19 protein-coding genes are annotated in these 24,138 nt (G+C 40.9%); all 19 read left to right on the forward strand.

All coding sequences use genetic code 11. The features are described from left to right. Window positions 1–13 precede the first annotated feature (13 nt). The 19 genes from T501_RS02065 to T501_RS02155 all read left to right on the forward strand — a co-directional run bounded on the left by T501_RS02065 (window position 14) and on the right by T501_RS02155 (window position 24,066). A complete protein-coding gene (locus tag T501_RS02065; RefSeq protein ID WP_044912992.1) occupies window positions 14–1,330 on the forward strand; it encodes a nucleotide sugar dehydrogenase in 1,317 nt (438 codons plus the stop codon). A 110-nt stretch (window positions 1,331–1,440) separates the two neighbouring features. After that, the gene (locus T501_RS02070; RefSeq protein ID WP_044912994.1) at window positions 1,441–2,244 is read left to right on the forward strand and encodes a DUF2334 domain-containing protein; all 804 of its coding nucleotides are present in this window, start codon (window positions 1,441–1,443) and stop codon (window positions 2,242–2,244) included. A 2-nt stretch (window positions 2,245–2,246) separates the two neighbouring features. After that, window positions 2,247–3,524 (forward strand): glycosyltransferase, encoded by a 1,278-nt coding sequence (locus T501_RS02075; protein WP_044912996.1) that lies wholly within the window; start codon window positions 2,247–2,249, stop codon window positions 3,522–3,524. Beyond that, complete coding sequence (locus tag T501_RS02080) at window positions 3,524–4,756, forward strand: glycosyltransferase (protein WP_044912998.1); 1,233 nt, start codon at window positions 3,524–3,526, stop codon at window positions 4,754–4,756. The genes T501_RS02075 and T501_RS02080 overlap by 1 nt, the downstream gene beginning before the upstream one ends. Before the next feature lie 186 nt (window positions 4,757–4,942). Further along, complete coding sequence (locus T501_RS02085) at window positions 4,943–6,037, forward strand: glycosyltransferase family 4 protein (RefSeq protein WP_026509830.1); 1,095 nt, start codon at window positions 4,943–4,945, stop codon at window positions 6,035–6,037. Between the two features lie 77 nt (window positions 6,038–6,114). Continuing rightward, window positions 6,115–8,052: an asparagine synthase (glutamine-hydrolyzing) gene (gene asnB / locus T501_RS02090; RefSeq protein WP_044913001.1), complete on the forward strand. Its 1,938-nt coding sequence runs from the start codon at window positions 6,115–6,117 to the stop codon at window positions 8,050–8,052. A gap of 33 nt (window positions 8,053–8,085) precedes the next feature. Next, a complete protein-coding gene (locus T501_RS02095; protein ID WP_050008067.1) occupies window positions 8,086–9,339 on the forward strand; it encodes a glycosyltransferase in 1,254 nt (417 codons plus the stop codon). A gap of 124 nt (window positions 9,340–9,463) precedes the next feature. Further along, on the forward strand, window positions 9,464–10,879 hold the full coding sequence (locus T501_RS02100; protein WP_442856331.1) for an MBOAT family O-acyltransferase: 1,416 nt from the start codon (window positions 9,464–9,466) through the stop codon (window positions 10,877–10,879). A gap of 67 nt (window positions 10,880–10,946) precedes the next feature. Then, window positions 10,947–12,056 carry a hypothetical protein gene (locus tag T501_RS02105; RefSeq protein WP_044913007.1) on the forward strand — a complete coding sequence of 370 codons (1,110 nt, stop codon included), beginning with the start codon at window positions 10,947–10,949 and terminating at the stop codon, window positions 12,054–12,056. A gap of 41 nt (window positions 12,057–12,097) precedes the next feature. Beyond that, entirely contained in the window at window positions 12,098–13,141 is a 1,044-nt protein-coding gene (locus T501_RS02110; RefSeq protein WP_044913009.1) for a glycosyltransferase family 2 protein, read from the forward strand. Between the two features lie 15 nt (window positions 13,142–13,156). After that, window positions 13,157–14,026 (forward strand): alpha-1,2-fucosyltransferase, encoded by an 870-nt coding sequence (locus T501_RS02115; protein ID WP_049945697.1) that lies wholly within the window; start codon window positions 13,157–13,159, stop codon window positions 14,024–14,026. A gap of 98 nt (window positions 14,027–14,124) precedes the next feature. Then, entirely contained in the window at window positions 14,125–15,948 is a 1,824-nt protein-coding gene (locus tag T501_RS02120) for an ABC transporter ATP-binding protein (protein ID WP_044913011.1), read from the forward strand. Then, window positions 15,917–17,089: a hypothetical protein gene (locus T501_RS02125; protein ID WP_026509838.1), complete on the forward strand. Its 1,173-nt coding sequence runs from the start codon at window positions 15,917–15,919 to the stop codon at window positions 17,087–17,089. The genes T501_RS02120 and T501_RS02125 overlap by 32 nt, the downstream gene beginning before the upstream one ends. Beyond that, window positions 17,061–18,470, forward strand: a complete 1,410-nt coding sequence (locus tag T501_RS02130; protein WP_026509839.1) for a sugar transferase — start codon at window positions 17,061–17,063, stop codon at window positions 18,468–18,470. Before T501_RS02125 ends, T501_RS02130 begins: the two co-directional genes overlap by 29 nt. Window positions 18,471–18,481: 11 nt before the next feature. Further along, a complete protein-coding gene (locus tag T501_RS02135) occupies window positions 18,482–19,516 on the forward strand; it encodes a glycosyltransferase family 2 protein (RefSeq protein WP_026509840.1) in 1,035 nt (344 codons plus the stop codon). Beyond that, on the forward strand, window positions 19,516–20,556 hold the full coding sequence (locus tag T501_RS02140; RefSeq protein WP_044913014.1) for a glycosyltransferase family 2 protein: 1,041 nt from the start codon (window positions 19,516–19,518) through the stop codon (window positions 20,554–20,556). Before T501_RS02135 ends, T501_RS02140 begins: the two co-directional genes overlap by 1 nt. Continuing rightward, the gene (locus tag T501_RS02145) at window positions 20,541–21,938 is read left to right on the forward strand and encodes a DUF3329 domain-containing protein (RefSeq protein WP_155994767.1); all 1,398 of its coding nucleotides are present in this window, start codon (window positions 20,541–20,543) and stop codon (window positions 21,936–21,938) included. The genes T501_RS02140 and T501_RS02145 overlap by 16 nt, the downstream gene beginning before the upstream one ends. Window position 21,939: 1 nt before the next feature. Next, window positions 21,940–23,151: a polysaccharide pyruvyl transferase family protein gene (locus tag T501_RS02150; protein WP_044913018.1), complete on the forward strand. Its 1,212-nt coding sequence runs from the start codon at window positions 21,940–21,942 to the stop codon at window positions 23,149–23,151. Beyond that, on the forward strand, window positions 23,152–24,066 hold the full coding sequence (locus T501_RS02155; protein WP_044913020.1) for an alpha-1,2-fucosyltransferase: 915 nt from the start codon (window positions 23,152–23,154) through the stop codon (window positions 24,064–24,066). The last annotated feature ends 72 nt before the right edge of the window (window positions 24,067–24,138 follow it).

Here is a 24,138-nt window from a genome sequence, read left to right on the forward strand (position 1 = left end):
TAGAGGTATAAAAATGAGTTTGTATGAGAAGCTCCTTGCAGGAGAAGAAAAGCTTTCATTAGTAGGTCTTGGATATGTGGGTATGCCTATCGCAGTAGCCTTTGCAAAAAAGATAAAGGTTGTAGGTTATGACTTTAATGCAGAGAAGGTTGCACTTTATAAGAGTGGTGTTGATCCTACAAGAGAGGTTGGAGATGCAGCAATCAGCGAAACTACTGTAGATTTTACTGCTGATCCCGAGAAACTTAAGGAGTGCAGATTCCACATTGTTGCAGTTCCCACACCTGTTAATGATGACCACACACCGGATCTTACTCCTGTTGAAAGTGCCAGCAGAACACTCGGTAAAAATCTGACTAAAGGCTCAATAGTTGTTTATGAATCAACAGTATATCCCGGAGTAACTGAGGATATCTGCGTTCCGATCCTTGAGAAGGAATCAGGCTTAAAGTGTGGTGTTGATTTCAAGGTTGGTTATTCACCTGAGCGTATCAACCCCGGTGATAAGGTTCACAGGCTTGAGACCATCGTTAAGATTGTTTCCGGAATGGATAAGGAGACACTTGAGGAGGTTGCAAACGTTTATAAGCTCGTTGCTCTTGCAGGTGTTCATGAGGCTGACAGCATCAAGGTTGCCGAGGCTGCCAAGGTTATCGAGAACAGCCAGAGAGACATCAACATAGCATTTATGAATGAGCTTTCTATGATCTTCCATAAGATGGGAATAGATACAAAGAGTGTCCTTGAGGCAGCAGGAACCAAGTGGAATTTCCTTGGATTCAGACCCGGACTTGTAGGAGGACATTGTATAGGTGTTGATCCCTATTATCTTACATACAAGGCTGAGGAGCTTGGCTATCACAGCCAGATAATTCTCTCAGGACGTCGTATCAATGATGATATGGGTAAGTATATTGCAGAATCCTGCGTTAAGAATCTGATAGCACAGGATCTTAATGTTAAGAATGCAAAGGTGGCAATTCTTGGTTTCACATTTAAAGAGAACTGCCCTGATACAAGAAATACCAAGGTAATTGATATTTATAATGAGCTCAGGGAATATGGCATCGATCCTGTAGTGGTTGATCCAGAGGCTGACAGCGCAGAAGCAAAAAGACTTTATGGCATCACTTTTGATAACATGGATGCTGTTAAGGATATGGATGCAGTTATCATGGCTGTTGCTCATGAGGAATTCAAGGGTATTACCATTGATGAGATTAAAAAGTGGTACAACCCGGAGCATAAGAAGAGAGTATTCCTTGACGTGAAGGGAATATATAATAAGGATGATTTCGATGGCGCTGAGTTCAGCTATTGGAGACTTTAATAAGAAAATATATAAATGCTGTTTAGTGGTTATCGGATGATAACAGTATTTAGTCAAACAGCAAAGACTAGGGGGATATGCCGCCACCGAAAAAGTGGCGGCGTTGTTGTATGAAGATAGTTATAAGACTTGATGACATTTCTCCGGGAATGGATATGGGAAAATTCAGAAGGTTTAAGAGGCTGCTTGATGAGAATCACATAAAGCCTCTTATTGGTGTTGTCCCGGAAAATAAGGATCCTAAACTGGATGCCTTCAGAGATGAAGAGGAGGACAACTCTTCAAATGGGTCAGATGATGACTTTAGCGGTGATGATAAGATAAAGGAGAAGGATTATCATTTCTGGCATCTGATAAGGAATCTGCAGACAGAGGGCTGGATAATTGCCATGCATGGTCTTAACCATGTATATACGACTAAAAAGGGCGGAATGTTCCCACTTAATAAAAAGTCGGAGTTTGCAGGTATCAGTCTTGAGAAGCAGATAAGCATGATCTCTGAAGGAAAAAGCATTCTTGGCAGTCATGGCATAGCCACTGATTTTTTCATGGCTCCAAGTCACAGCTATGACAGAAATACCATAAAAGCGCTTGCGGAAAGTGGTTTCAGAAGAATTACTGACGGCTTTGGAAAACAGGCCTACAGACGATTTGATTTGACTTTCTTTCCTATATCTTTCAGGAAGGATTCAGTGCTTAAGGATGAGAGCGAGGGATATACTACCTTCGTAATTCATACTAATACATTAAACGGGGATGATTTTGCATATTACGAGAAGGTATTCGAATCAGGCAAAGTGGTGAGCTGGGATGAATGGCTCATGCAGGAACCTGTGGAAGCCCCGGCTTTTCAGGGGATTAAAGAATATCTGATGGCACGTTTAAAATATATTGCCGTAAATAAAAGGTGGTAACGATGGCAGAACCGATAAGAATTTTGCATGTTTTTGGAACATTGGGACTTGGAGGGGCTGAGAGCAGGATTATGGATCTGTACAGGCATATAGACAGAGAGCGTGTACAGTTTGATTTCCTGGTTCACTCGGATCCCGAAGCTACAGGCAAAAAATGTCCCACCTCGGATGAGCTTATGGCGGTCAGGGAGCCTGACTATTTTGATGCCACGGTTAAGAAGCTCGGTGGAAATATATATGCGATTCCAAAATTTCATGGAACAAACGCAAGGGATTACAAGAATGCTATACGTATGTTTTTTATGCAGCATCGCGGTGAGTGGAGGATGGTGCAGGGGCATATGACAAGTACTGCTGCGATATATCTTCCTCTTGCGAAGAGCTGTGGTATCAATACTACAATTGCTCATGCAAGAAGCGCAGGTGTGGACCCGGGAATCAAGGGCGTTGTCACCAGAATAATCAGAAGCCCTCTGGCTAAGGCAGGGACATGTGATCTCAGGTTTGCCTGCACGGAAAATGCCGCAAGATCAGTATTTGGCGATGCCATGACAGACGATGGACAGGTAAGGATAATTCCCAATGCAATCGATTTGAGGCGTTTTGTCTATAATCAGGAGATCAGAAACAAGATAAGGAATGAACTTGGACTTTCAAATGCAATTGTCATAGGACATGTGGGAAGATTTCATTATGCCAAAAATCATGAGTATCTTCTGAAGGTGTTTGCAGAGTTTTTGAGAATCTTAAGCCATGATGATTCGAATTCCTTTAACATTCTTCATGGAATGCGTATACGTCTTCTGATGCTTGGCGAAGGTTCGCTTATGGACACTATGAAGCAGCTTGCATCTGACCTTCACATAGATAAGCATGTTATATTCTGCGGGAACAAAACCAATGCCAATGAGTATTATCAGGCTATGGATTATTTTCTTTTCCCTTCAAGATATGAGGGACTTCCGGGAACAGTTGTTGAAGCGCAGTCTGCAGGACTTCAGTGCCTTATATCTGATTCAATCACTCCGGAGGTTGATATTACTCCTCTTGTCAGCAGGATGAGCATAGAGGAGCCGCCGGCGGTCTGGGCCAGAAAGATTTTAAATGATCTTATGCTCCGTGACTACAGGGAAAGTGACAGTAAGAATGAGGAAGAGATACCTATAGGCGACAGAGAGGCTTCCAGAGAGCCTGTAAATGCAATGATAAAAAAAGCCGGTTTTGATGTCAGGACCCAGGCTGAGATAATGCAACAATTCTATCTTACAGGGAAATTTTAATGAAACGACTTTTACTTATGGTGCCGATGCTTCACCAGGGCGGATTTGAGAGAGTCTGCGTGGCGACTGCCAGGCTTATGCAAAAATATTATAAGGTGACTATTCTGATTTTTTCTGACAAAGATATCAATTATGATGTATCCGGAATAGACGTGGTAAACATTAATGTGCCTGCCACCAGGAAATTTGGGAAGCTTGGCAAGGTTGTAAATGTACTTCGCAGAGTGCGAAAGGTCAGAAGTTATAAGAAGAGCCATAATATTGATATTTCATACAGCTTCGGCTCAAGTGCCAACTATGTTAATGTTCTTTCAAAGGCTGGTAACAGGGCTAAGGTACTTACGGGCCTTAGATGTTCTACTGATATGGAGAATAAAAGGGAAGTTACTCTTTTTTGTAAAAGGGCAGACCAGGTTCTTTCCTGTTCCAAGGAAATAATGAGAGAGCTTGAGCGTGATTACAATTATGAGAAGAGCAGCTATATCTACAATCCGCTGGATATATCCATGATTACTGAAAAAGCCGGGGACAAGGAAGGGCTCTTTAGAGCAAAGGATATGTTTGGAAATGGACTGCTTGTTGACAACACACTGGATAGTCCTTTCACCATCGTATCTGTTGGAAGACAGGATTATATCAAGGGATTCTGGCACTTGATCAAGGCATTTTCAATCGTGGCCAGGGATTATCCTGATTCAAGGCTTGTGATTGTAGGAACAGGTGATTTTAGCGGACTTAGGAAACTGGCTGATGATCTCGGAATTGGAAAGAAGGTCTTTTTCCCTGGACTTCAGAAAAATCCCTTCCCGTTTGTGGATGCGGCTGATCTGTACGTTTTAAGTTCAAACCATGAGGGATTCCCTAATGCGCTTCTTGAAGCTATGGCACTGGGAAAACCCTGCGTGGCTGCTGATTGCAAAACCGGACCAAGAGAGATTCTTCTGAATGAGAAGGAATATCAGAAGCTTATTTCCGATGCGCCTGACGGATCATCAACAGATAAGATAATTGAGGGTGAATTCGGAATAATCGTTCCTGATATGGATCAGAACATTGATCTTGATGCATCCAATATTACAGAGGAGGATATGCTCCTTGCCTATGGAATCCTCAAAATGATCACAGATGAGGAAAAGATGAAAAAATATGGCAGGAAGGCCTACGAGAGAGCACTTTCCTATAATCCTGAGGGATATGCAAAGAATCTTTATACAATACTTGAGAAGATTTGATGACTTTTTGTGGGCAAAAGCGGAAATCGCCCGCAAAAATCCTGCCTTCGGCAGGACACGCCCCTCGCTTTGCGAGGACCTGGTCCAATACGATTCCCGTTTTTCTGAGGAAAAACAGGAATCTATAACATCCTGCTTGTGCGGGTAGTGCAAAATCAATTATGAAAACAGTGGAATGAGATAATTATGAAAAGAATTGCGTTTCATTTAAATAGCCTTGGTCAGGGCGGAGCTGAGAGAGTTGTAAGTAATCTGGCCAATCAGTTCGCCAGATCCGGGTATGAGGTTTTCATTGCTACAGAGTGGTATGATGAGAATGAATTCACCCTTGATCCCAGGATAAACAGAATCCATGTGGGACTTCTTGAGAGTGATGAGAAGAAGGACAGAATTACCAAATTCTTTTTGAGAGTGAAGTATCTTAAGGCGTTTCTAAAGGAGTACAAGCCGGATGTTCTTGTGGCATTTGCTCACAGAGCAAATTACAGAGCACTTATGGCAAGCAGGAGTACCAAAACACCTACGGTGATTTCAGTCAGAATAAATCCTGTCGGTAACTATGATGCATTTTCAGATAAGATACAGATAAAATGGCTTTTTCCAAGGGCAGCAGGCTGTGTGTTTCAGACTGAGGAACAAAAAGAATTCTTTAAGCCCTACCTGCAGGATAATTCAAGGATTATATTAAATCCTATAAATGCAAAGTATCATGGAGTTGCACATCCGCAACAACCGGATAAGGCAGTTGTGCATCACGCAAGACTTGTGGATTTTAAGAATCAGCTCATGCTCTGTGATGCATTTTTGAAGGTCCATGACCGCCATCCGGATTATGTCCTTAGAATATACGGAGGCGGATCTGAGGATGGAACCAGGGAAAAGCTGGAAAAGAAGATAGCAGATAATAATGCAGAGGATTTTATCTTTTTGATGGGGCCCTGCAAACACATAGATGCAGAGATACCTAAGGGAGAGGTATATGCCTACAGCTCGGATTACGAGGGCTTTCCCAACTCTCTGCTGGAAGCAATGGCTATGGGAATGCCAGTGGTGTCTACTGACTGTCCTCCCGGAGGACCAAGAACAGTTATACGGGACGGAGAAAACGGATTTCTGGTTCCGGTGGGAGATGCTGATGCTCTGGCTGACAGAATATGCCGTCTTATTGAGGATAAAGACATGGCAAAACGTTTTGGCATAGAAGCAGCCAAAGTATATGATATAGCAAACTCTGAAACAATATTTGAGCAGTGGAAAGAGTTTTTGGAAGAGGTTATATAAGTCTATATTACGCTGACCACTAAATATCACGATCATTACTTATTTCAATAAAAATATTAAAGGAAAAGGAGCAGCCCATGTGCGGAATCTGCGGATATATATCCAGAAACAGAATAACCAAGGAAGAGCTCACAGTCATGAATGACACAATGATCCACAGAGGTCCTGATGACAGTGGAGTAGAGCTTTACCCGGGCAGAGACGGCTACGTTATAGGCTTTGCACAGAGAAGACTTTCAATCCTGGATCTTTCGCCCCTTGGGCATCAGCCCATGTCTACGGAGGATGGCAGGATTTCTGTCGTTTTTAACGGAGAGATATATAACTTTCTCGAATTAAAGGAGGAGCTTAGAGATTATCCTTTTAAATCCACCTGTGACACAGAAGTTATCCTGGCAGGATACCTTAAATGGGGAGCTAAATTTGCGGAGCATATCCATGGTATGTTTTCAATTGCGCTATATGACAGGGAAACACAGGATGTTTATCTTGTGCGCGACAGAATAGGTAAAAAGCCTCTTTATTACTGGCTTGAGGATAACAATCTTGTTTTTGCCTCTGAGCTTAAACCTATAATGAAATGCCCCGGATTTACAGGTAATATCAGAAAATCCATAATACCCAGATACCTTTACCAGCAGTACATCAATGCTCCGGAGAGTATTTTTGAGAATGTGTGGCAGGTAGAGCCCGGGCAGATGCTTATTTTTAATAACGGAAATACTACAAAATACAAGTACTGGGATGTTAAAAAAGCCTATAAGGATAATTCAGCCAATATGGTTTCTTCCTATGAAGAGGCGAAGGCCGGACTTAAAAAGCGACTTCAAAAGTCGGTTGCAAACAGAATGATAGCCGATGTTCCGCTGGGGGCCTTTTTGTCTGGAGGCTATGATTCCTCACTTATAACGGCACTTGCCCAGGAAAACAGTAAGGAGCCGGTAAAGACCTTCAGTATAGGATTTAACGTTCCTGAGTATAATGAAGCAGAATTTGCAAAGCAGGTTGCAAAGCATCTTGGAACAGATCACACAGAGCTGTACATCGACGAGTCTGAAATGCTTGATCTTGTGGAAAGCATTCCTGCATACTATGATGAACCCTTTGCGGATGAGTCGGAAATACCGACCATGCTTGTATGCAAGCTTGCAAGGGAGTCTGTTACTGTTGCATTATCAGGTGATGGCGGTGATGAATTTTTCTGTGGCTACAATATCTATGAAAATGTAGCGCAGGCACAAAAGCTGGATATTCCGGGGGCAATCGTAAACGGCATTGGACAGATTCCTGTAGGAAATGAGAAGCTTCTTAAGAAAATGCCCTTCAGGGTACAGGTTGTCGCAGATAACAGGAATCCGGAGACAAAGACACAGTTTTCATCTCCCAGCTATATTCTTTCAGCACATGCTTTTGTAACAGGTAAAGAGAGCATGGATCAGATTCTTACATATGATCAGTATATGATAGGTGACTTTGGAGATGATGGCCTTTTCCCCTGCAAATATCCTATAGAATCTTCTTACGGGATATCAGACTGGCAGATAAGGCGTATGATTCTGGATATGGATACATATCTTCCTGGAGATATTCTAGTTAAAATGGACAGGGCATCAATGAAGTATTCTCTTGAGTGCAGATGTCCGATCATGGATACGGATGTAATGGAATACAGCTTTTCCATACCACATAAATATAAGTTTATGGATGGGGATAAGAAGCATATTCTTAAGGATATTGCTTATGATTACATACCAAGACAGTTACTGGACAGACCCAAAAAGGGATTTGGAGTTCCCATGGATGCATGGCTTAGAGGGCCTCTTAGAGATAAGCTGATAGATTACAGTGATGAAAGCTTCCTTAAGAGACAGGGAGTGTTTGATGCTAAATATACTTCACACTTTATCAGAAATTATCTTGAAAAAGGTGATGGAGGTCCTGCAACCGGCGCTAATTATTCGAAGCTTTCCTGGAGCTTTTTCAATTTCCAGCAGTGGTACGAGAGATATATGTAGTCAGATTTTTGTAACTGACAGATGAGGTTTTATATGGACGAAAGAGCGAGTCTTAAGAAAAAGCACATAGCAATGTACATAGGCTCACTTAATAAAGGTGGAGCAGAGAGGGTGATGTGTAACCTGGCTGAATATTTTTTCAGTATAGGGTATAGAGTCACGCTGGTCACAACCTACCTTTCTGATGATGAATATGATATTCCTGATGCTGCCTGGAAGGTCCTGAAAGCAAATGATGGCAAAAATGCGGTCAAGGTGCTTAATCCCGATGAAGATGAACGTTATGTTGACTTAAAGGGTGGAGTACCGGGGGGGATAAACAGAGTCTTTTCTGCGCTTATGCCTTATGAAAAGGGCAGCAGAATTCAGAACTTTACCAAGAGAATCGATAAACTTACAAATATCTGGGAGACGTTAAAGCCTGATCTTATTTTGTCATTTCTTGGGAAAAATAATGTGATGGCAATACAGTCTGCATCAGGACTGGGAATTCCCGTAGTGGTATCTGTAAGAGCAACGCCTTCAGAGGAGTATCCGTCATTTGGTCTTAAAACCTCTATGAAATTCCTGTTTCCAAAGGCAGCAGGGGTTGTGGTTCAGACTAACGGAGCCATGGACTATTTTGGGGCATTTATTAAGCCTAAGTGCAAGGTTTTGCCAAATGCAATAAACGAAGAGTTTATAAATCATGAGGTAGTTCCTTTCGATGATAGAAAAAAGGTAATAGTATCGGTGGGAAGACTTGATGAGAACAAGAATCAGAAAATCCTTATCCATGCCTTTTCACATGTGGTTAAAAAGTATCCTGATTACAGGCTGATGATATATGGAGATGGACCAACCAGGAATGTTCTTGAGAAGCTATGCGGAAGTCTTGATATTCTCGATGAGTCCGGAAGAGGCGTACCCGGAAAGGTGACTTTTAAGGGAAGTGTTGACAGAATCGCCGACAGGATAAGCGAAGCAGAGTTCTTTGTGCTGACATCAAGAACAGAGGGTATGCCCAATGCGCTGATAGAAGCAATGTCATTGGGACTTTGCTGTATTTCTACGGATTGTCCCTGCGGAGGACCGGCAGATCTTATTGAAAATGGTATAAACGGTCTTCTTATGCCTATGGATACGGATGTGACAATGGCAGCAAATATTTTTCATGCCCTTGACAGGTTGATGGCTGATCTGCCACAAGCCAGACAAATGGCAGGAGCGGCACTTGAAGTCAGGGAAAAATACAATCCTGATCGCGTCAATAATATGTGGCGCGAGTATTTTGAAGAATTGATTTAGGAGCAAATGAATGCAATTTAATTCATACATTTTCATACTGTGCTTTCTGCCGCTGTCGCTCATAATGTATTTTTTATTTCATAAAATGGGCAGACATAAGACGGCAATGCTTTCCCTGCTTTTAATGTCATTGTGGTTTTATGGATATTTTAATCCAAGCTATCTTCTTATCATCTGCAGCAGTATTGCAATAAATTATCTGTTGTCAAAAGCCATGATATTGCACGGAGGGGAAGAGAAAAAGAAGCGGAAGCCCTTTTTGGTATTGGGGATAATTTTTAATGTAGGCCTGATATTTTACTTTAAATACTATGATTTTTTCATACAGAACATAAATACAGTTTTTAAGACGGATTTTAATCTTAGACATATAGTACTCCCACTGGGAATAAGCTTTTTTACATTCCAGCAGATTTCATTTGTGGTAGATGCGTACAGAGGAGAGACAGACGATTATTCTTTTCTTGAGTATGCGCTGTTTGTTTCATATTTTCCGCAGCTTGTGGCAGGGCCGATTGTACTGCATTCGGAGCTTATTCCACAATTTCGTGACAGTAAAAAACAAAAACCGTATTTTGAGAATTTGAGCCGTGGCATCATGATGTTTACCAGAGGACTTGGTAAGAAGATGTTGATAGCTGATATGTTTGGCAAAGCAGTGGATTTTGGATATTCACAGGCATCTCTTATTCCCGCAGGGGAGGGGGCTCTCACAATACCAGAGATAATAATTGTAATGACTGCTTATGCATTCCAACTTTATTTTGATTTTAGCGGTTACAGTGATATGGCAACAGGTCTTGGAGCGATGTTTAATTTTGACATTCCCATGAATTTCAATTCTCCTTTCAAGGCTATATCAATCGCTGAATTCTGGAAAAGATGGCATTTGACACTGACCAGATTCCTTACCACATATGTTTATATTCCTCTTGGAGGAAACAGAAAAGGAAAACTCAGAACCTATATAAATACGATGATAGTTTTCCTGGTAAGTGGAATATGGCACGGTGCTAACTGGACCTTTATCCTGTGGGGAATATCCCATGGCGTAGTTCAGTGTATCAATAAGCTTACTCACGGCACATATGTAAAGGTCTGTGATGCCGCAGGAAGGCTTCCTTTTGGAGTTATCCTGAAGGGCATAATAAGAGCAGTGAGCTGGTTTGTTACCTTTGAATTTCTGTGCGTATCATGGATCATGTTCAGGGGAGCGAGTGTAACACAGTTTATTCAGATCATCAAACGTTTTGGCGTAGTTAATCTGGATGTAAGATCAGAGCTGATAGAGGGATTCAGAATACCTAAATTCAAGTATGTGTTAGAATTCCTGCATCTTCCAAGCTCAGATCACACGGTACTTATGACAGGATGCATTTTATCGCTATTGGCCGCTTTTGTTATCTGTCTTTGCTGTGAGAACAATTATGAAAGAAAGTATAGGACCAATGCATTATCCCTTGTGTTTACATGGGTTATACTTGTTGCCTGCATTGTGTCCATGAGCTCAATATCGACTTTCCTTTATTTTAATTTTTAAGATATTGAATTTTCTCAGTAGTGCAATCTCTGCTTTTGAGGAAAAAATAATATTATGGAGTTAACCGATGTCTGCAAAAAAATGGTTTAAGGCAATTTTGATCATGACTATTCTTACCCTGTTCCTTATTGGAGGGGTGGTGTTTTTTGTGGACCCGTTTTTTCATTACAGAGCACCAAATCCTTTGTTTTTCTATAAACTGTATGATCAGAGATCCCAAAATGACGGGATTACAAAGCATTTTGATTATGATGCAATAATTACGGGAACTTCAATGTCTGAGAATTTTAAAGCAAGTCAGTTTGAGGAAGGACTTGGATTTAGCACGATAAAGGTCACTTACTCAGGTGCTACATATAAAGAAATCAATGACAATCTGGCGGTGGCTTACAGAAGTGGACATAATCCCAGATATGTTTTGAGACCGCTTGATTATTCACTGCTTGTTAAGGATAAGGATGAGCTCAGAGAGGATATGGGCGAATATCCTGAATGGATCACAAACGATAATCCTATAGATGATGTAAAATATCTGTTGAATAAAGATGTGCTTTTGAGATATGCACTCCCTGCCCTTGCTTCATATTTTCAGGGGGAGGAACCGGGACATACAAGCTTTGATGATTACAGCTATACTGATCAGGACAATAAGTATGGTAAAGACTATGTCCTAATGGGAAAGAAGAGGTTTAAAGAGCCTGAGAGCCAGCTTCTTATCACCGGACAGGAAGAAGCGTTTAAAATACTTGATGCCAATATTGAGCAGAATGTAGTATCTCTTGCAAGGAAGCATCCGGAGACGAAATTTTTATATTTCTTTCCTCCATATTCAATGGTATATTGGGGGAATCTGTATGAAGCGGGAGAGCTTGATGAGATTCTTGCTTATAAGGAAGCTGCCATAAGGCAGATGCTTGAGTGTGATAATATTCATATTTACAGCTTTACGACTCATACGGATATTACAACTGATCTGTCAAAATACAGAGATCAGGCTCACTATGATGCGGAGGTAAACAGTTTTATTATGGATACCATAATAAAATATGAAAACGGCTATGAGGAGACAGATATGTTTACTTCCTCTGACAGGATTACCAGTGAAAATGTAGACGACTACTTAATGACGGAAAAAGTTTTATTAAATAGCTTTGATTATAATAGTCTGATAAAATAAAAACCGTTTTAACACATTGCATATATGAAAATGGTGGATATATGAAAGATTTAAGTCATTTTTATTTTGATGGCATACCTAAGGCAGAGCAGCCCCTGATTACGGTGGCAATTACCTGCTACAACGTTGAAAAATATATGGCCAGATGTATTGAGTCGGTGATGGCACAGACTTATTCGAACCTGGACATACTTATAATAGATGATGGTTCAAGAGATAATACCGCGCGAATCTGCGATTATTATATGACTCAGGAAAAGAGATTAAGAGTAGTCCACCAGTCGAACCAGGGACCGGGGACTGCCAGGAATCAGGCAATCGCTCTGGCGAAAGGAGAGTACATTGCTTTCCTTGATGGCGATGATTATGTGGAAAGCTATATCTATGAGTACATGATGAGTGCTATATTGGCTGCAGAATGTAAACTTGCTATCTGTGATTATTATGAGGATAAAGAAGACAGGGCTATTGATATTCATCCACTTACAGAGGATATGAGAGCAGGAAAAGTATTTCTGCTTGGGCTTGATGATATGATCGCCAGCTGCATAGAGGAATCAGATGTTCTGCCTGTGAGAAGCATGGTGTGGAACAAGCTTTATCACAGGAGCCTTCTTGTGAATAAAAGCTTTCCCAATAAGATGTTCTATGAGGACAGGCGATTCACGCTGGAAATCCTTGGAAGCGCAAAAAAGGCCGTGTTCGTTGACACTCCGCTTTATCATTATATAATAGACAGAAAGGACAGCGTGAAGGATCAGGAAGGCTTTTTTGCCATCTTTTCCGAGTGGATACCGTCCTGTAAATCAGTCAGGGATTACCTTGTTGGAATCGGCAGAGATGATCTTGCATATACCCAGGACTATCTTATGTATAAGAGGCTTTTGGATTTTTATACTGAGGCAAAGCTTGACAAGATTGGTGACAAAAAGAAGTATCTTAAGGATATAACTTCCTACACCGAGAGATGCAGAGATGATTTTGATAAAATCTATAGCTGCCGGATTGCAGATCCCAGAGAAAAAAAGAGGATGCAGAAGTTTTTAGAGCATCGGTTTATATTTGATCATTTTTACATAAAGTAAGGATCAGGGGGACGTATGATAATTATAAGAATGATGGGCGGTCTGGGTAATCAGATGTTTCAATATGCCCTGTATCTTCAACTGAAAGCGTTGGGGAGAGAAGTTAAGATTGATAATTTCTACGGATTTCGCGATGACCCGCAAAGAGATCCGGTTTTGGAGGATATGTTTGGCATCACCTATGATAAGGCAACTGATGCCGAGGTGGTCGATATCACGGATTCATATATGGATCTGTTCAGCAGGATACGCAGAAAGATTTTTGGGAGAAAAACCAAAGAATATGAGGAACTGACAGGAATCTTTGATCCTAAGATCTTTGAAATGGAGGAAGCTTATTTAAACGGCTATTTCCAAAGTGATAAGTATTTCAGTGATAAGAATGTTATAGCACAGCTTCGGAAAGAATTTACTTTTAATCCGGCCGAAGTATTTACCTCGGAAGAGAGCTGGGAGTTGTACAGACAGATAAGGGAAACAGAATCCATCAGTATTCATGTGAGAAGAGGAGATTACCTGCTGCCGGGTGCCATTGAGACCTACGGCGGAATCTGTGATACTGATTATTATAAAAGAGCAATTGATCTAATGCTTTCCGAACATCCGGGAGCTATTTTCTATGTATTCACTGCAGATAAGGAATGGTGTGAGGAGAACGTCAAAGGAAAGAAATTCCGCATTGTAGATACAGGCGAAGAAAATGAGGATGCAGCTGATATGCTGCTCATGAGTCTGTGCAAACACCATATTCTTGCAAATTCAAGTTATAGCTGGTGGAGTGCGTGGATCAATGATTCACCGGATAAGACTGTTATTGTGCCTAAAAAATGGCTCAATAACAAGCCTATGGATGATATTTATACTGAGCGTATGACGCGCATTTGATTCATACTAAGGAACGAGTCAGGATAACATGCCTGCATGTTCATCTTGCGATGCCCGCGGGTATTTAACTTTAAATAAATCGATTACAAAGGATATTTATGAGTTTAACTGATCCAAAGGAGAAGAAGGCTGAGAAACTCAGTCTTTTTTCCAAAATAAATTATATTTTTGATAAAAAACAAAAGAGAATGCTGGTAATTTTAGGATTTATGATAATTATCGGCGGTTTATTTGAGACACTGGGTGTCGGAATCCTTGCTCCCGTGGCAGGGGTTATTCTTGATCCCGGTAAGGTGCGCGAAAAGATAGACAGCATAAAGATATTGAGGAGCCTGACGGATTCGATGGGGCTTGATACCGATGCAAAGCTGATCTGTGCTATGTTATCGCTGCTAATTGTAATATATATAGTAAAAAATATTTATCTTATATTTTTGGTATATGTCCAGAACAGCTTTATCTCAAGAACTCGCAATGACATGATCTCCAGAGTTATGAGAGAGTTTTTGAACAGACCCTATGAGGATTATCTTGGGGCGGATATACCTACGGTATTCCGTATTACAGATGGTGATATACCAAAAACATTTTCTTTGATGCTGGCTCTTTTGAATTTGTGTACAGAGCTGGTTGTCTCATCATTTTTGGGTATTTTCCTTATCTATACCAACTGGAAGATGGCGCTGCTTATGATAGTGGTGCTTGGAGGCATGACTGTTCTTATTACCAAGATTTTAAAGCCACTTATGAACGAAATCGGAAGAAAGAACCAGTCCATTGCTTCAAGGATTGCAAAGTGGAGAATTCAGGCTATCTATGGTCTTAAAGAAGTTAAAGTATTAAACCGTGAGGACTTTTTCATAAGAAATTATTATGAGTCAGGTAAAGTCGGTGCAGAAACGGACATCAGATACACGGTTCTTAATAATTCGCCAAGGTCTTTGATAGAGACGGTTTTCATGGCTGCTGTGTTTGGATTTATGATTGCCTATGTGGCACGGGGCGGAGATACTAAGCTTCTGGTTACACACCTTACAGCCTTTGGTGTTGCAGCTGTAAGGCTTATACCCAGTGCAAACCGTATAAATACTTATATTACGGAGATTGCATATGAAGAGCCTTCGCTTAATTTCGTCTATGACAATCTCTCTGAGTCCATGAAGACAGACAAGAAGATGGCGGCTGAGAGGATGGCTATAGCTGGTCCTGCCTTAGAGCTTCGTGACAAGATTGAACTCAAGGGAATTACATTTGCTTATCCTGATTCCGATAAGAATATTTTTACAGATGCCAATATGACAGTAGCTAAGGGTAAATCAGTTGGTATCATGGGATCATCGGGAGCAGGAAAGTCAACCGTTGTAGATATTCTGCTTGGATTATTACACACTCAGAGTGGAGAAATTCTCTGTGATGGGGCAAATATTTTCAGCAATTATGAATCATGGCTTGCACAGATAGGATATATTCCGCAGAGCATCTATCTCATAGATGAGTCAATCAGAGACAATATCGCGTTCGGTATAGATGCAAATGAAATTGATGAAGACAGAATATGGCAGGTATGTGAGGAAGCGCAGCTCGCTGATTTCATAAGAACTTTGCCTGAAGGTCTTGATACTAAAATCGGTGACCGCGGTGTAAGACTCTCCGGCGGACAAAGACAGAGAATCGGAATTGCCAGAGCTCTTTACCACAACCCTGAGATTCTTGTTTTTGATGAGGCAACAAGTGCTCTTGATAATGAGACAGAGGCAGCGGTTATGGAGGCGATAAACAGCTTTCATGGTAAGAAGACGATGGTGATCATCGCGCATAGGCTTAATACAATCGAGAAATGTGATCTTATATATGAAGTCAGTGACGAAAAGATCGTGGAGACTACACTTGATGGAAAAATCGTTTATCACAAGACTACGTAATATATTTTTATATATTGCTCTTACCATAGAACTTTTGCTGATGATATATGAAAGAAGTGTATTTCCGCTTTCGAGTCCAAAGCCTGTTTTCAGGGTAAGCTTTATATTTACGGTACTGGCACTATTGCTGACGCACTATTCAGTTAAACAATGGATAGTGATAGTGATCACAGGGGTAATAAGTGTGATAGGCTACAGGGTTACCGGGAATAATGATCTTCTCAGATTTTCATTGTTTGTGATAGCCTGTAAGGATGCTGATCTAAAGAAAATGTTAAAGTATATCTTTGCAGTAACTGTTGCCGGGGCTCTCATTATAGTGGCAGGATCAGTTTTTGGTATTGCAGGAGATGTAAAGCTTATTGGTGATTTTGGAAGAGGAGCGGATGAAGTCAGATATGCCTTTGGCTTCGGACATCCCAACACCCTTCAGAGCGTGATATTTTCTATCACTGTTTTGTTCATTTATCTGATAAAAGATTTTGAGAAATTCAAAAGAAATGTTATAATGTTAGCCGCGCTTGTATTTAATGTGATCATATATTTTCTGACATATTCACGGACAGGTACAGCGCTTACGGTTTTTACTATCATGATCGCATTTTTGGTTTATGGGATAGAACCGCTGAAGAGGTCAAAGCTTCTGTATATCTCCGGGGTAGTGGTGATAGCAGGATGTGTCGGCTTTTCAGTTTGGGCAGCAGCCATAAGCAGATATGCAAGGAAGAAAAAGTATCCGTTTTACTATAAGCTGGACAGACTGCTTACAGGTAGGATACAGTCGTTGTATTATGATACAAAGCCGCATAAAGGCTCACTTCAGACCTGGAGCTTGTGGGGAGACGAGTTCAGTGGTAATGCCTTTTTTGATATGGGGTGGGTCAGGCTTTTTTACTGGTATGGGATTATACCCGCGATATTGATTCTGATAGTGATCGTTTATCTGATATTCAAGTTGTATCAGAGGAGAGATTATGGTGTTATGATCATGATAATCTCTGTAAGTTTATTTACTCTGGTTGAAGCAAGTTTTGTTTCTTCTTTTATAGGTAGGAATTATTTGCTTCCCATCGCCGGGGTTTATCTGTTGTCAGACAGATGGGAGGAGAACAGTGCAAGGAAAAGCAAAGTATCTAATTAACTACACATTATGGATAGTAGATATAATATCCATAATCATTTCATTCGTGCTCGGTACATATTTCCGTTTCTGGAATTTCAGGGACATGCAGGATAAGTCAATGCACTTCTATATCTGCGTTATTATGATACTTATCTGTACGATCTACACTTTCGCAATTGATTCAAACAGAGGATTTCTAAAGCGAACCATATGGCAGGAGGGCGCAGCCATTGCAAAATTTGAGTTTGTGCTTATTCTGGGAACTATAGCTGTTGCTTATGTGCTTAAGCTGGCGGAGCAGTTCTCCCGTCTGGTTATGCTTTATTTTATAGTGATAAATGTCATTCTGACATTTGTTTTTCATCAGTTGGTAAAACTGTTCCTGAAAAACTACTGGCAGAATGGAGATTCTGCGATAAAGCTTCTTGTGGTTTCCGAGAAAGAAATCATGATGCCTACTATCAGACATCTTCAGCACAGACTTGAGTTCAATTATTCCATTGAAGGAGCTGTCTGCCTTGATGAGGATATGTCCGGTGAGGAGATCAGAGGCGTAAAGATAATCGCTAACAGAGATAATCTTATCGATACAGTGACATCATATCCTGTTGATGAGATATTTATATACACTCCCAACATCAGCCAGAAAGCATTGAATGATACAATTGCTGCTTTTGGAGATATGGGTGTAACTGTTCATTATTGCGTAGAACTTCCCAATATTGCAGGAAGTACTTCAGTTGGTAACCTTGCAACCTATTCTGTTATTTCATACATCCATGGAACCGAGAGATACAGAGCACTTATCTTAAAGAGAGTCATGGACATAGTAGGATCTTTGGTAGGACTTGCCATAACAGGAATTGTTACTCCTTTTGTGGCACTTGCCATTAAGCTTGATTCTCCGGGACCGGTATTCTTTTCACAGGTTCGTATCGGCAGAAACGGAAGACGTTTTAAGATTTATAAATTCCGAAGCATGAGGACCGATGCTGAGGAGGTTAAACAGAAGCTTGAGGATCAGAACGAGATGAACGGTCTGATGTTTAAGATGAAGGATGATCCGAGAATTACAAAGGTGGGAGCATTTATCAGAAAGACAAGTATCGATGAGCTTCCACAGTTCCTCAATATCTTTAAGGGTGATATGAGTCTTGTGGGTACAAGACCACCCACCGAGGATGAATTTGAAAAGTACAATCAGTACTACAGAAGAAGAATCAGCATGACTCCCGGTCTTACAGGGATGTGGCAGATCAGCGGCAGAAGTGATATAGAAGATTTCGATGATGTTGTAAAACTGGATCTTCAGTATATTGATAACTGGTCTTTAGGACTTGATATCAGTATTCTTTTAAAGACTGTAGGCGTGGTACTTTTTGGAAGAGGTGCACGTTAAGAGAGGAATACATGGCAAATAAAGAGGTTAGCGTTATTATTCCTGTTTATAATATTCGGGAATATATTGGCGGTTGTATAGAGAGCGTTATAAACCAAACCTATAGAGATATGGAAATTATCCTGGTGGATGACGGAGCCAGCGACGGAAGCGGAGAAATCTGCGATGAGTACGCCGCAAAGGATGAGCGCATCAGGGTAATCCATAAGGAAAACGGTGGCCTGATATCTGCATGGAGTGAGGGCGTAAAGGCTGCCAATGGCAGATACGCCCTCTTTATTGATGGTGATGACTGGGTAGAAACCAATATGATAGAGGAGCTTTTGAAGTATGTGTCAAAAGAGCCCGGAATCAGGGAAATCATCAGCAGTAATTATATAATTGAAAAGAAGAACGAAAAAAGAAAAGCTACTCAGGGATTAGCGCCGGGAGTTTATGAAAACGAAGCACTTGACAGTGTACGTAAGAGACTTCTGGGTGAAGAGAACAGACCTGTAACAATGTCCAGATGCATGAAGCTTATAAGTCGTGAGCTTATCCTTGATAATCTGCATTATCTGAATTTTAATCTTCGTATGGCGGAGGATGTGAATATTACCCTTCCGTGCCTGCTTGATGCAGACAGACTCACTGTAGTGGAGGACGGATATTTTTATCATTACAGGACGGTGGGAGAGTCCATGTCCCATGGCCACGACAAGAGACTTCTTGCTGACATTAAAATGATATACAAGACTTTTCTGGACATCATGAAGGATAAGGGAGTTTCTAATGCAGTGGAGCAGATGGACAGAGAGTATGTAAGACTCCTTTTTCTGGTTATGAAGAGTGAGCTTAGGATCAATGCTCCGGATGTTACGGGTAGAGTAAAGGAAGTGTTTGGAAAAGGAGAGGTGGCAGACATTATTAAGAACACGCCTGTTACCGTATCTGAAAAAGGAAATAAACTGATATACTTATGTATGAGGCATCCAATCACGCCGGTAATACTTGGAGTTCGGATGATAATAAAGGGTTTTGACAGAGTGACGATGGGGGCACACTAATGAATAAAGCCATGGCAGAGCCGTTGGTCAGCGTTATAATTCCGGCTTATCAGGCACAGGACTATATTGAAAACTGTGTCAGATCAGTATGCTCTCAGAAAATATCAGAAGATGTAATTAATGGCTTTACCAAAAGCGATAATATAATTGAAGTCATCATTGTTGATGATGGTTCTAAAGATTCTACAGGGAGAATCTGCGATGAGCTCTCTGCACAATTTTCGAATGTAAAGGTACTTCATGTAAAAAACGGCGGTGTATCAAAAGCCAGGAATCTTGGTATTGAGAATTCCTGCGGCAGATATATCGCTTTTGTTGACGCTGATGATCTGGTTGAAGAAAGCTATATTTCTGATCTTCTAAGGAGTGCTGCGCAAAATAATGCAGACATCGTCATCATGGACGGAAAGATCAAAACGGATGAACTGATTTCCGGATACAGATATATTGAAGATGGGATCCTTAGTGAGGATACACACGTATGGGGGAAGCTTTTCATAAGAAGTCTTCTGGAAGAAGATGGAAAAATCAGATTCCCTGAGGGAATTACCATTGGTGAGGATATGCTTTTCCTGCTGGATATACTTATAAAAGCAGGTAGTAAAAAGTGCATCAGCATGATAACCGGAAGCGGCTATAGGTATAACTTTAATGACAGCGGTGCTATGCTGACAGAGTTTAAGCCATCCTATTTTGACCAGATAAAATGCTGGGATATAGCTGATGAAAGATTAAATAAAATTGAGTATAAGCTCTCTGATAAAGCTCGTTTGAAATTTGCAGTCATTAGAATAATGGCAGCGCTGTTAGTGGTTTCTAAATTTGCTAAATCAAATAATATGAGAGAGAATATAGATAAAATATCCGCAGAAGTCATGAAGGATAAGGTTATAGGTAGTGCTTCTCAGGTTATTAGCAAAGCTCTGCGGATAAAAGGCTCCTATAACCGGCTTTCAGCAGGTTATAAGATAAAAGTTGCGATTTTTAGATTCAGTCCTGATTTATATATAAAATTATACGGACAATGGAAAAAGAGATGATAAAGGAAGAAAACACAAGAAAAAAACTGTTCATCTTATCAGTAATAATGTGCTTTATTACCATTTTGATATATGAGATGCTGACTCCCAGACTTATGGATGACATGTCCTATGGTAGAGAAGTGGAGGAGGCAGGTAATTTTCTTAAACTTTTTGGGCAGGAACACAATCAGTATCTGACCTGGACCGGGAGATCTGTGGCCCATATAATGCTGAGAATCTGCATGTTCATAGACCTGCACACCTTTGGGGGAAGAGTCTTTTTTAATTTCCTTTCGGCAGCGGTCTTTACAGCACTTACTTTACTTATATATCTTAATGTGGATAGTAATGTACGATATAACATAAATAATTATCTTTTATCAGTATTGCTTATATGGATGACAGGCATATCCTTTGGAGAAACCGTGCTCTGGGAGACCGGTGCCTGCAACTACCTTTTTACCACAACGATCATAATGACAATGATCACTCTCTACAGGAGAGCCTACAGAGACAGTATTTCCGGAAGGAAAAGTACCGGAAGTGACCTTTTGATCAGAAGTGTCGGCTTTTTCATCCTGGGTATCATAGCAGGCTGGTGTAATGAGAACACAAGTGGTGGACTGCTCCTGCTTATGCTGATAATTGTTATGTACTATAAAAAGATTTTTCCCTGGACAATTACCGCCATATCCGGAACCTTTGTCGGGCTATTATTTATGGTGCTTGCCCCCGGGAATAAGATAAGAGTTCAGTATATGGAGGAGTCAAACACAGGTCTTTTGGCAATTGCGGCGAGATTCCTGAAAATAACTCTTACATTAAAGGAAGAATTCATGGTTCTTCTGATCGTACTTGCAGTTCTTTTTATATTGCTGGTGGTGCAGGGAAGGAATTTTGAAGCATTAAAAGAGATGTGGCTTTTTGCTTTTATATTCTTTGCCACATCATACAGCCTGATTCTTACGGTTACGCCTCAGGTGAGAGCGTACTTTGGCGCCGGGATTTTTCTTATAGTAGCCATAGTCCAGGGATTTTCAAATGTAAATACCATGGATGAAAAGGGTGATGTTTCTGAGCTCATGAAGACTCTTAAGCTTGGAAGTGTAGCAGCTTTGCTGATCTTTATGACCTTTACTTATATTGAGAATGCTGCAAATCTTGCGAGAATATATCGCGATGAGAATAAGCGCTTTGCATATCTTGAGGAGAAGGCCCAAGAAGGCGCGGTTGACGCAGAGATACCAATGCTTCACAGTCAGTTTGACAATAAGTATTCAGCAGCTTTTGAATCCGATGTGACAGAGGACTGGCAGAACTGGAATAATCAGATGATTGCAAGATATTATGGCTTCCAGACAGTATTGGGATTAGATCCTGATGCCTGGGAGGAGGAGTGATATGGATAGGCAGCTTTTATTTTATATGCATGCAGGCAGCGGAAATCATGGCTGCGAAGCCATAGCAGATGCTACGCTGGAAGCTTTTGACAAGGTATGTGGGGGTGAAGAAAGCATACCTCCGATCATAATCTCAAACAGCAAAGAGCAGGACTTGAAATACGGTCTGGGTGACAGGGTTTCAAAGAACCAGTGCTCAATTGTGCAGGAGAGACTTATTTCAGAGGACCTTATACCTCATATTTATTATTATGTATATAGAAAACTCACAGGAGATGCGGTTTCATTTCTCAGGTACCAGTTTAAGGACGTTCTGAAAAAGGCAGGTTCCTATAAGCGACCCATTGCAGTTTCAATAGGCGGGGATAATTATTGTTATCCTGAGATGGTGAATGATTTAAAGCTTGCTCATGAAGCCTTTTTGGAAAAAGGCATGTCCTCGGTTCTTATGGGCTGCTCTGTTGAACCTGATACGGTTCCTGCGCTAAAGGATGATCTTATGAAATTTGATCTCATAACCGTAAGAGAGTCCATATCCTATGATGGAATGATTGCAGGAGGAATCCCAAAGGATAAGGTGAAATTATGCCCGGATCCGGCATTTATGCTTCCTGTTAAAAATAAAAAGCTTCCTGAAGGCTTTGTCGAAGGTAAGACTATAGGATTAAATGTAAGTCCCATGGTTCAGGGAAAAGAGTCAAAGCCCGGAATTACCATGGAAAACTACAGGAATCTTATAAGACATATTCTGGAAGATAAGAGAGATTTATGCGTTGCTCTTATTCCTCATGTAGTGTGGAAGAGTAATGATGACAGAGGGCCGCTTACTGAGCTCTATAATGAGTTTAAGGACACCGGAAGGGTTATACTTGTGGAGGATGCCTCAGCCAAGGAGCTTAAGGGAATAATCAGCGCCTGCAGGATTTTCATAGGTGCAAGAACGCACTCCACGATTGCAGCCTATTCAACCTGTGTGCCTACGCTTGTTCTTGGATATTCCGTAAAGTCGAGAGGAATTGCAAGAGACCTTTTTGGAACTGATGAAAACTATGTGGTGCCGGTACAAAAGCTTGCTACCGAGGAGGATCTGGTGAAGGCTTTTGACTATATACTTGAAAATGAAGATTCCATCAGGGACAGGTTAAATACGATAATGCCGGAATACATATCCCGTGCGGATTTAAACGTGAGATACATAAAGGAGCTTTTCTAAATGCTTATAATACAGATTGCCGGCGGGCTCGGAAATCAGATGCAGCAGTACGCTATATACAGAAAGCTGAAAAGAGCCGGAGCTGACAAAGATATAAAACTTGATACATCCTGGTTTGATTCAAAAAATCAAAGTGGAGTACTGGCTAAGAGACAGCTTGAGCTTTCCTATTTTCAGAATCTTCCTCTGCCTGTCTGCACAGATGAGGAACGGGCATATTTTCAAGACAGAAGTGTATTCAGGAAGGCTGTTGAGAAGCTGATCCCTGCTGCAAGTAAAAGATTTACGGAAAGCTGTATGTATCATCCGGAGATATTTGAGCTCAAGGACAAATATATAGAAGGGTATTTTGCGTGTCAGAAATACTATGACGACATCATGGATGAACTTAGGGAACTGTTCATTTTCCCTACACATCCGGATCAGGAGATCAATATAAAAAATATGGATCTTATGAATGAGATGGAAAACGTTCCCAGTGTAAGTGTCCATATAAGAAGGGGCGATTATCTCGATCCTGAAAATGCAGCGCTCTTTGGAAATATCGCTACTGAGAGATACTATGAGAGTGCCATGGATTACTTCAGAGCTCTTAACCCTGATACGCATTTTTATATTTTTACCAATGACCCTGAATATGCAAGGCAGAAGTATTCTGATCCCAAAAGGTACACCATCGTGGATCATAACACAGGAAAGTACTCACTGCTTGATATTCAGTTAATGAGTCATTGCATGGGGAATATATGTGCCAATTCCACGTTCTCATTTTGGGGAGCAAGGTTAAATAAAAGGCCTGACAGGAAACTTGTCAGGACGCTTACAATGCGAAATAACCAGCCTGTCACACCGCAGCTTATGCATGAATACTGGCCCTCATGGGTGCTCGTGGACAAAGATGGCAATGTAATGTAAAATAGAATTTTAGTACAGATTTCAGTGAGACATGGAAGCCGACGTGACTTGCTCATATGAAATTGGCGATTA

Origin of the sequence: Butyrivibrio sp. WCE2006 (assembly GCF_000701985.1) — a bacterium.
Lineage (GTDB): Bacteria > Bacillota > Clostridia > Lachnospirales > Lachnospiraceae > Butyrivibrio.

What these genes read in the sequence shown, in the direction of transcription:
- T501_RS02070 (WP_044912994.1), top strand. Translation starts at nt 1,441, where the DNA reads ATGAAGATAGTTATAAGACTTGATGACATTTCTCCGGGAATGGATATG.
- T501_RS02065 (WP_044912992.1), top strand. Translation starts at nt 14, where the DNA reads ATGAGTTTGTATGAGAAGCTCCTTGCAGGAGAAGAAAAGCTTTCATTA.
- T501_RS02085 (WP_026509830.1), top strand. Translation starts at nt 4,943, where the DNA reads ATGAAAAGAATTGCGTTTCATTTAAATAGCCTTGGTCAGGGCGGAGCT.
- T501_RS02125 (WP_026509838.1), top strand. Translation starts at nt 15,917, where the DNA reads ATGGAAAAATCGTTTATCACAAGACTACGTAATATATTTTTATATATT.
- T501_RS02075 (WP_044912996.1), top strand. Translation starts at nt 2,247, where the DNA reads ATGGCAGAACCGATAAGAATTTTGCATGTTTTTGGAACATTGGGACTT.
- T501_RS02150 (WP_044913018.1), top strand. Translation starts at nt 21,940, where the DNA reads ATGGATAGGCAGCTTTTATTTTATATGCATGCAGGCAGCGGAAATCAT.
- T501_RS02140 (WP_044913014.1), top strand. Translation starts at nt 19,516, where the DNA reads ATGAATAAAGCCATGGCAGAGCCGTTGGTCAGCGTTATAATTCCGGCT.
- T501_RS02155 (WP_044913020.1), top strand. Translation starts at nt 23,152, where the DNA reads ATGCTTATAATACAGATTGCCGGCGGGCTCGGAAATCAGATGCAGCAG.
- asnB (WP_044913001.1), top strand. Translation starts at nt 6,115, where the DNA reads ATGTGCGGAATCTGCGGATATATATCCAGAAACAGAATAACCAAGGAA.
- T501_RS02115 (WP_049945697.1), top strand. Translation starts at nt 13,157, where the DNA reads ATGATAATTATAAGAATGATGGGCGGTCTGGGTAATCAGATGTTTCAA.
- T501_RS02135 (WP_026509840.1), top strand. Translation starts at nt 18,482, where the DNA reads ATGGCAAATAAAGAGGTTAGCGTTATTATTCCTGTTTATAATATTCGG.
- T501_RS02095 (WP_050008067.1), top strand. Translation starts at nt 8,086, where the DNA reads ATGGACGAAAGAGCGAGTCTTAAGAAAAAGCACATAGCAATGTACATA.
- T501_RS02145 (WP_155994767.1), top strand. Translation starts at nt 20,541, where the DNA reads ATGGAAAAAGAGATGATAAAGGAAGAAAACACAAGAAAAAAACTGTTC.
- T501_RS02100 (WP_442856331.1), top strand. Translation starts at nt 9,464, where the DNA reads ATGTCATTGTGGTTTTATGGATATTTTAATCCAAGCTATCTTCTTATC.
- T501_RS02110 (WP_044913009.1), top strand. Translation starts at nt 12,098, where the DNA reads ATGAAAGATTTAAGTCATTTTTATTTTGATGGCATACCTAAGGCAGAG.
- T501_RS02105 (WP_044913007.1), top strand. Translation starts at nt 10,947, where the DNA reads ATGTCTGCAAAAAAATGGTTTAAGGCAATTTTGATCATGACTATTCTT.
- T501_RS02080 (WP_044912998.1), top strand. Translation starts at nt 3,524, where the DNA reads ATGAAACGACTTTTACTTATGGTGCCGATGCTTCACCAGGGCGGATTT.
- T501_RS02120 (WP_044913011.1), top strand. Translation starts at nt 14,125, where the DNA reads ATGAGTTTAACTGATCCAAAGGAGAAGAAGGCTGAGAAACTCAGTCTT.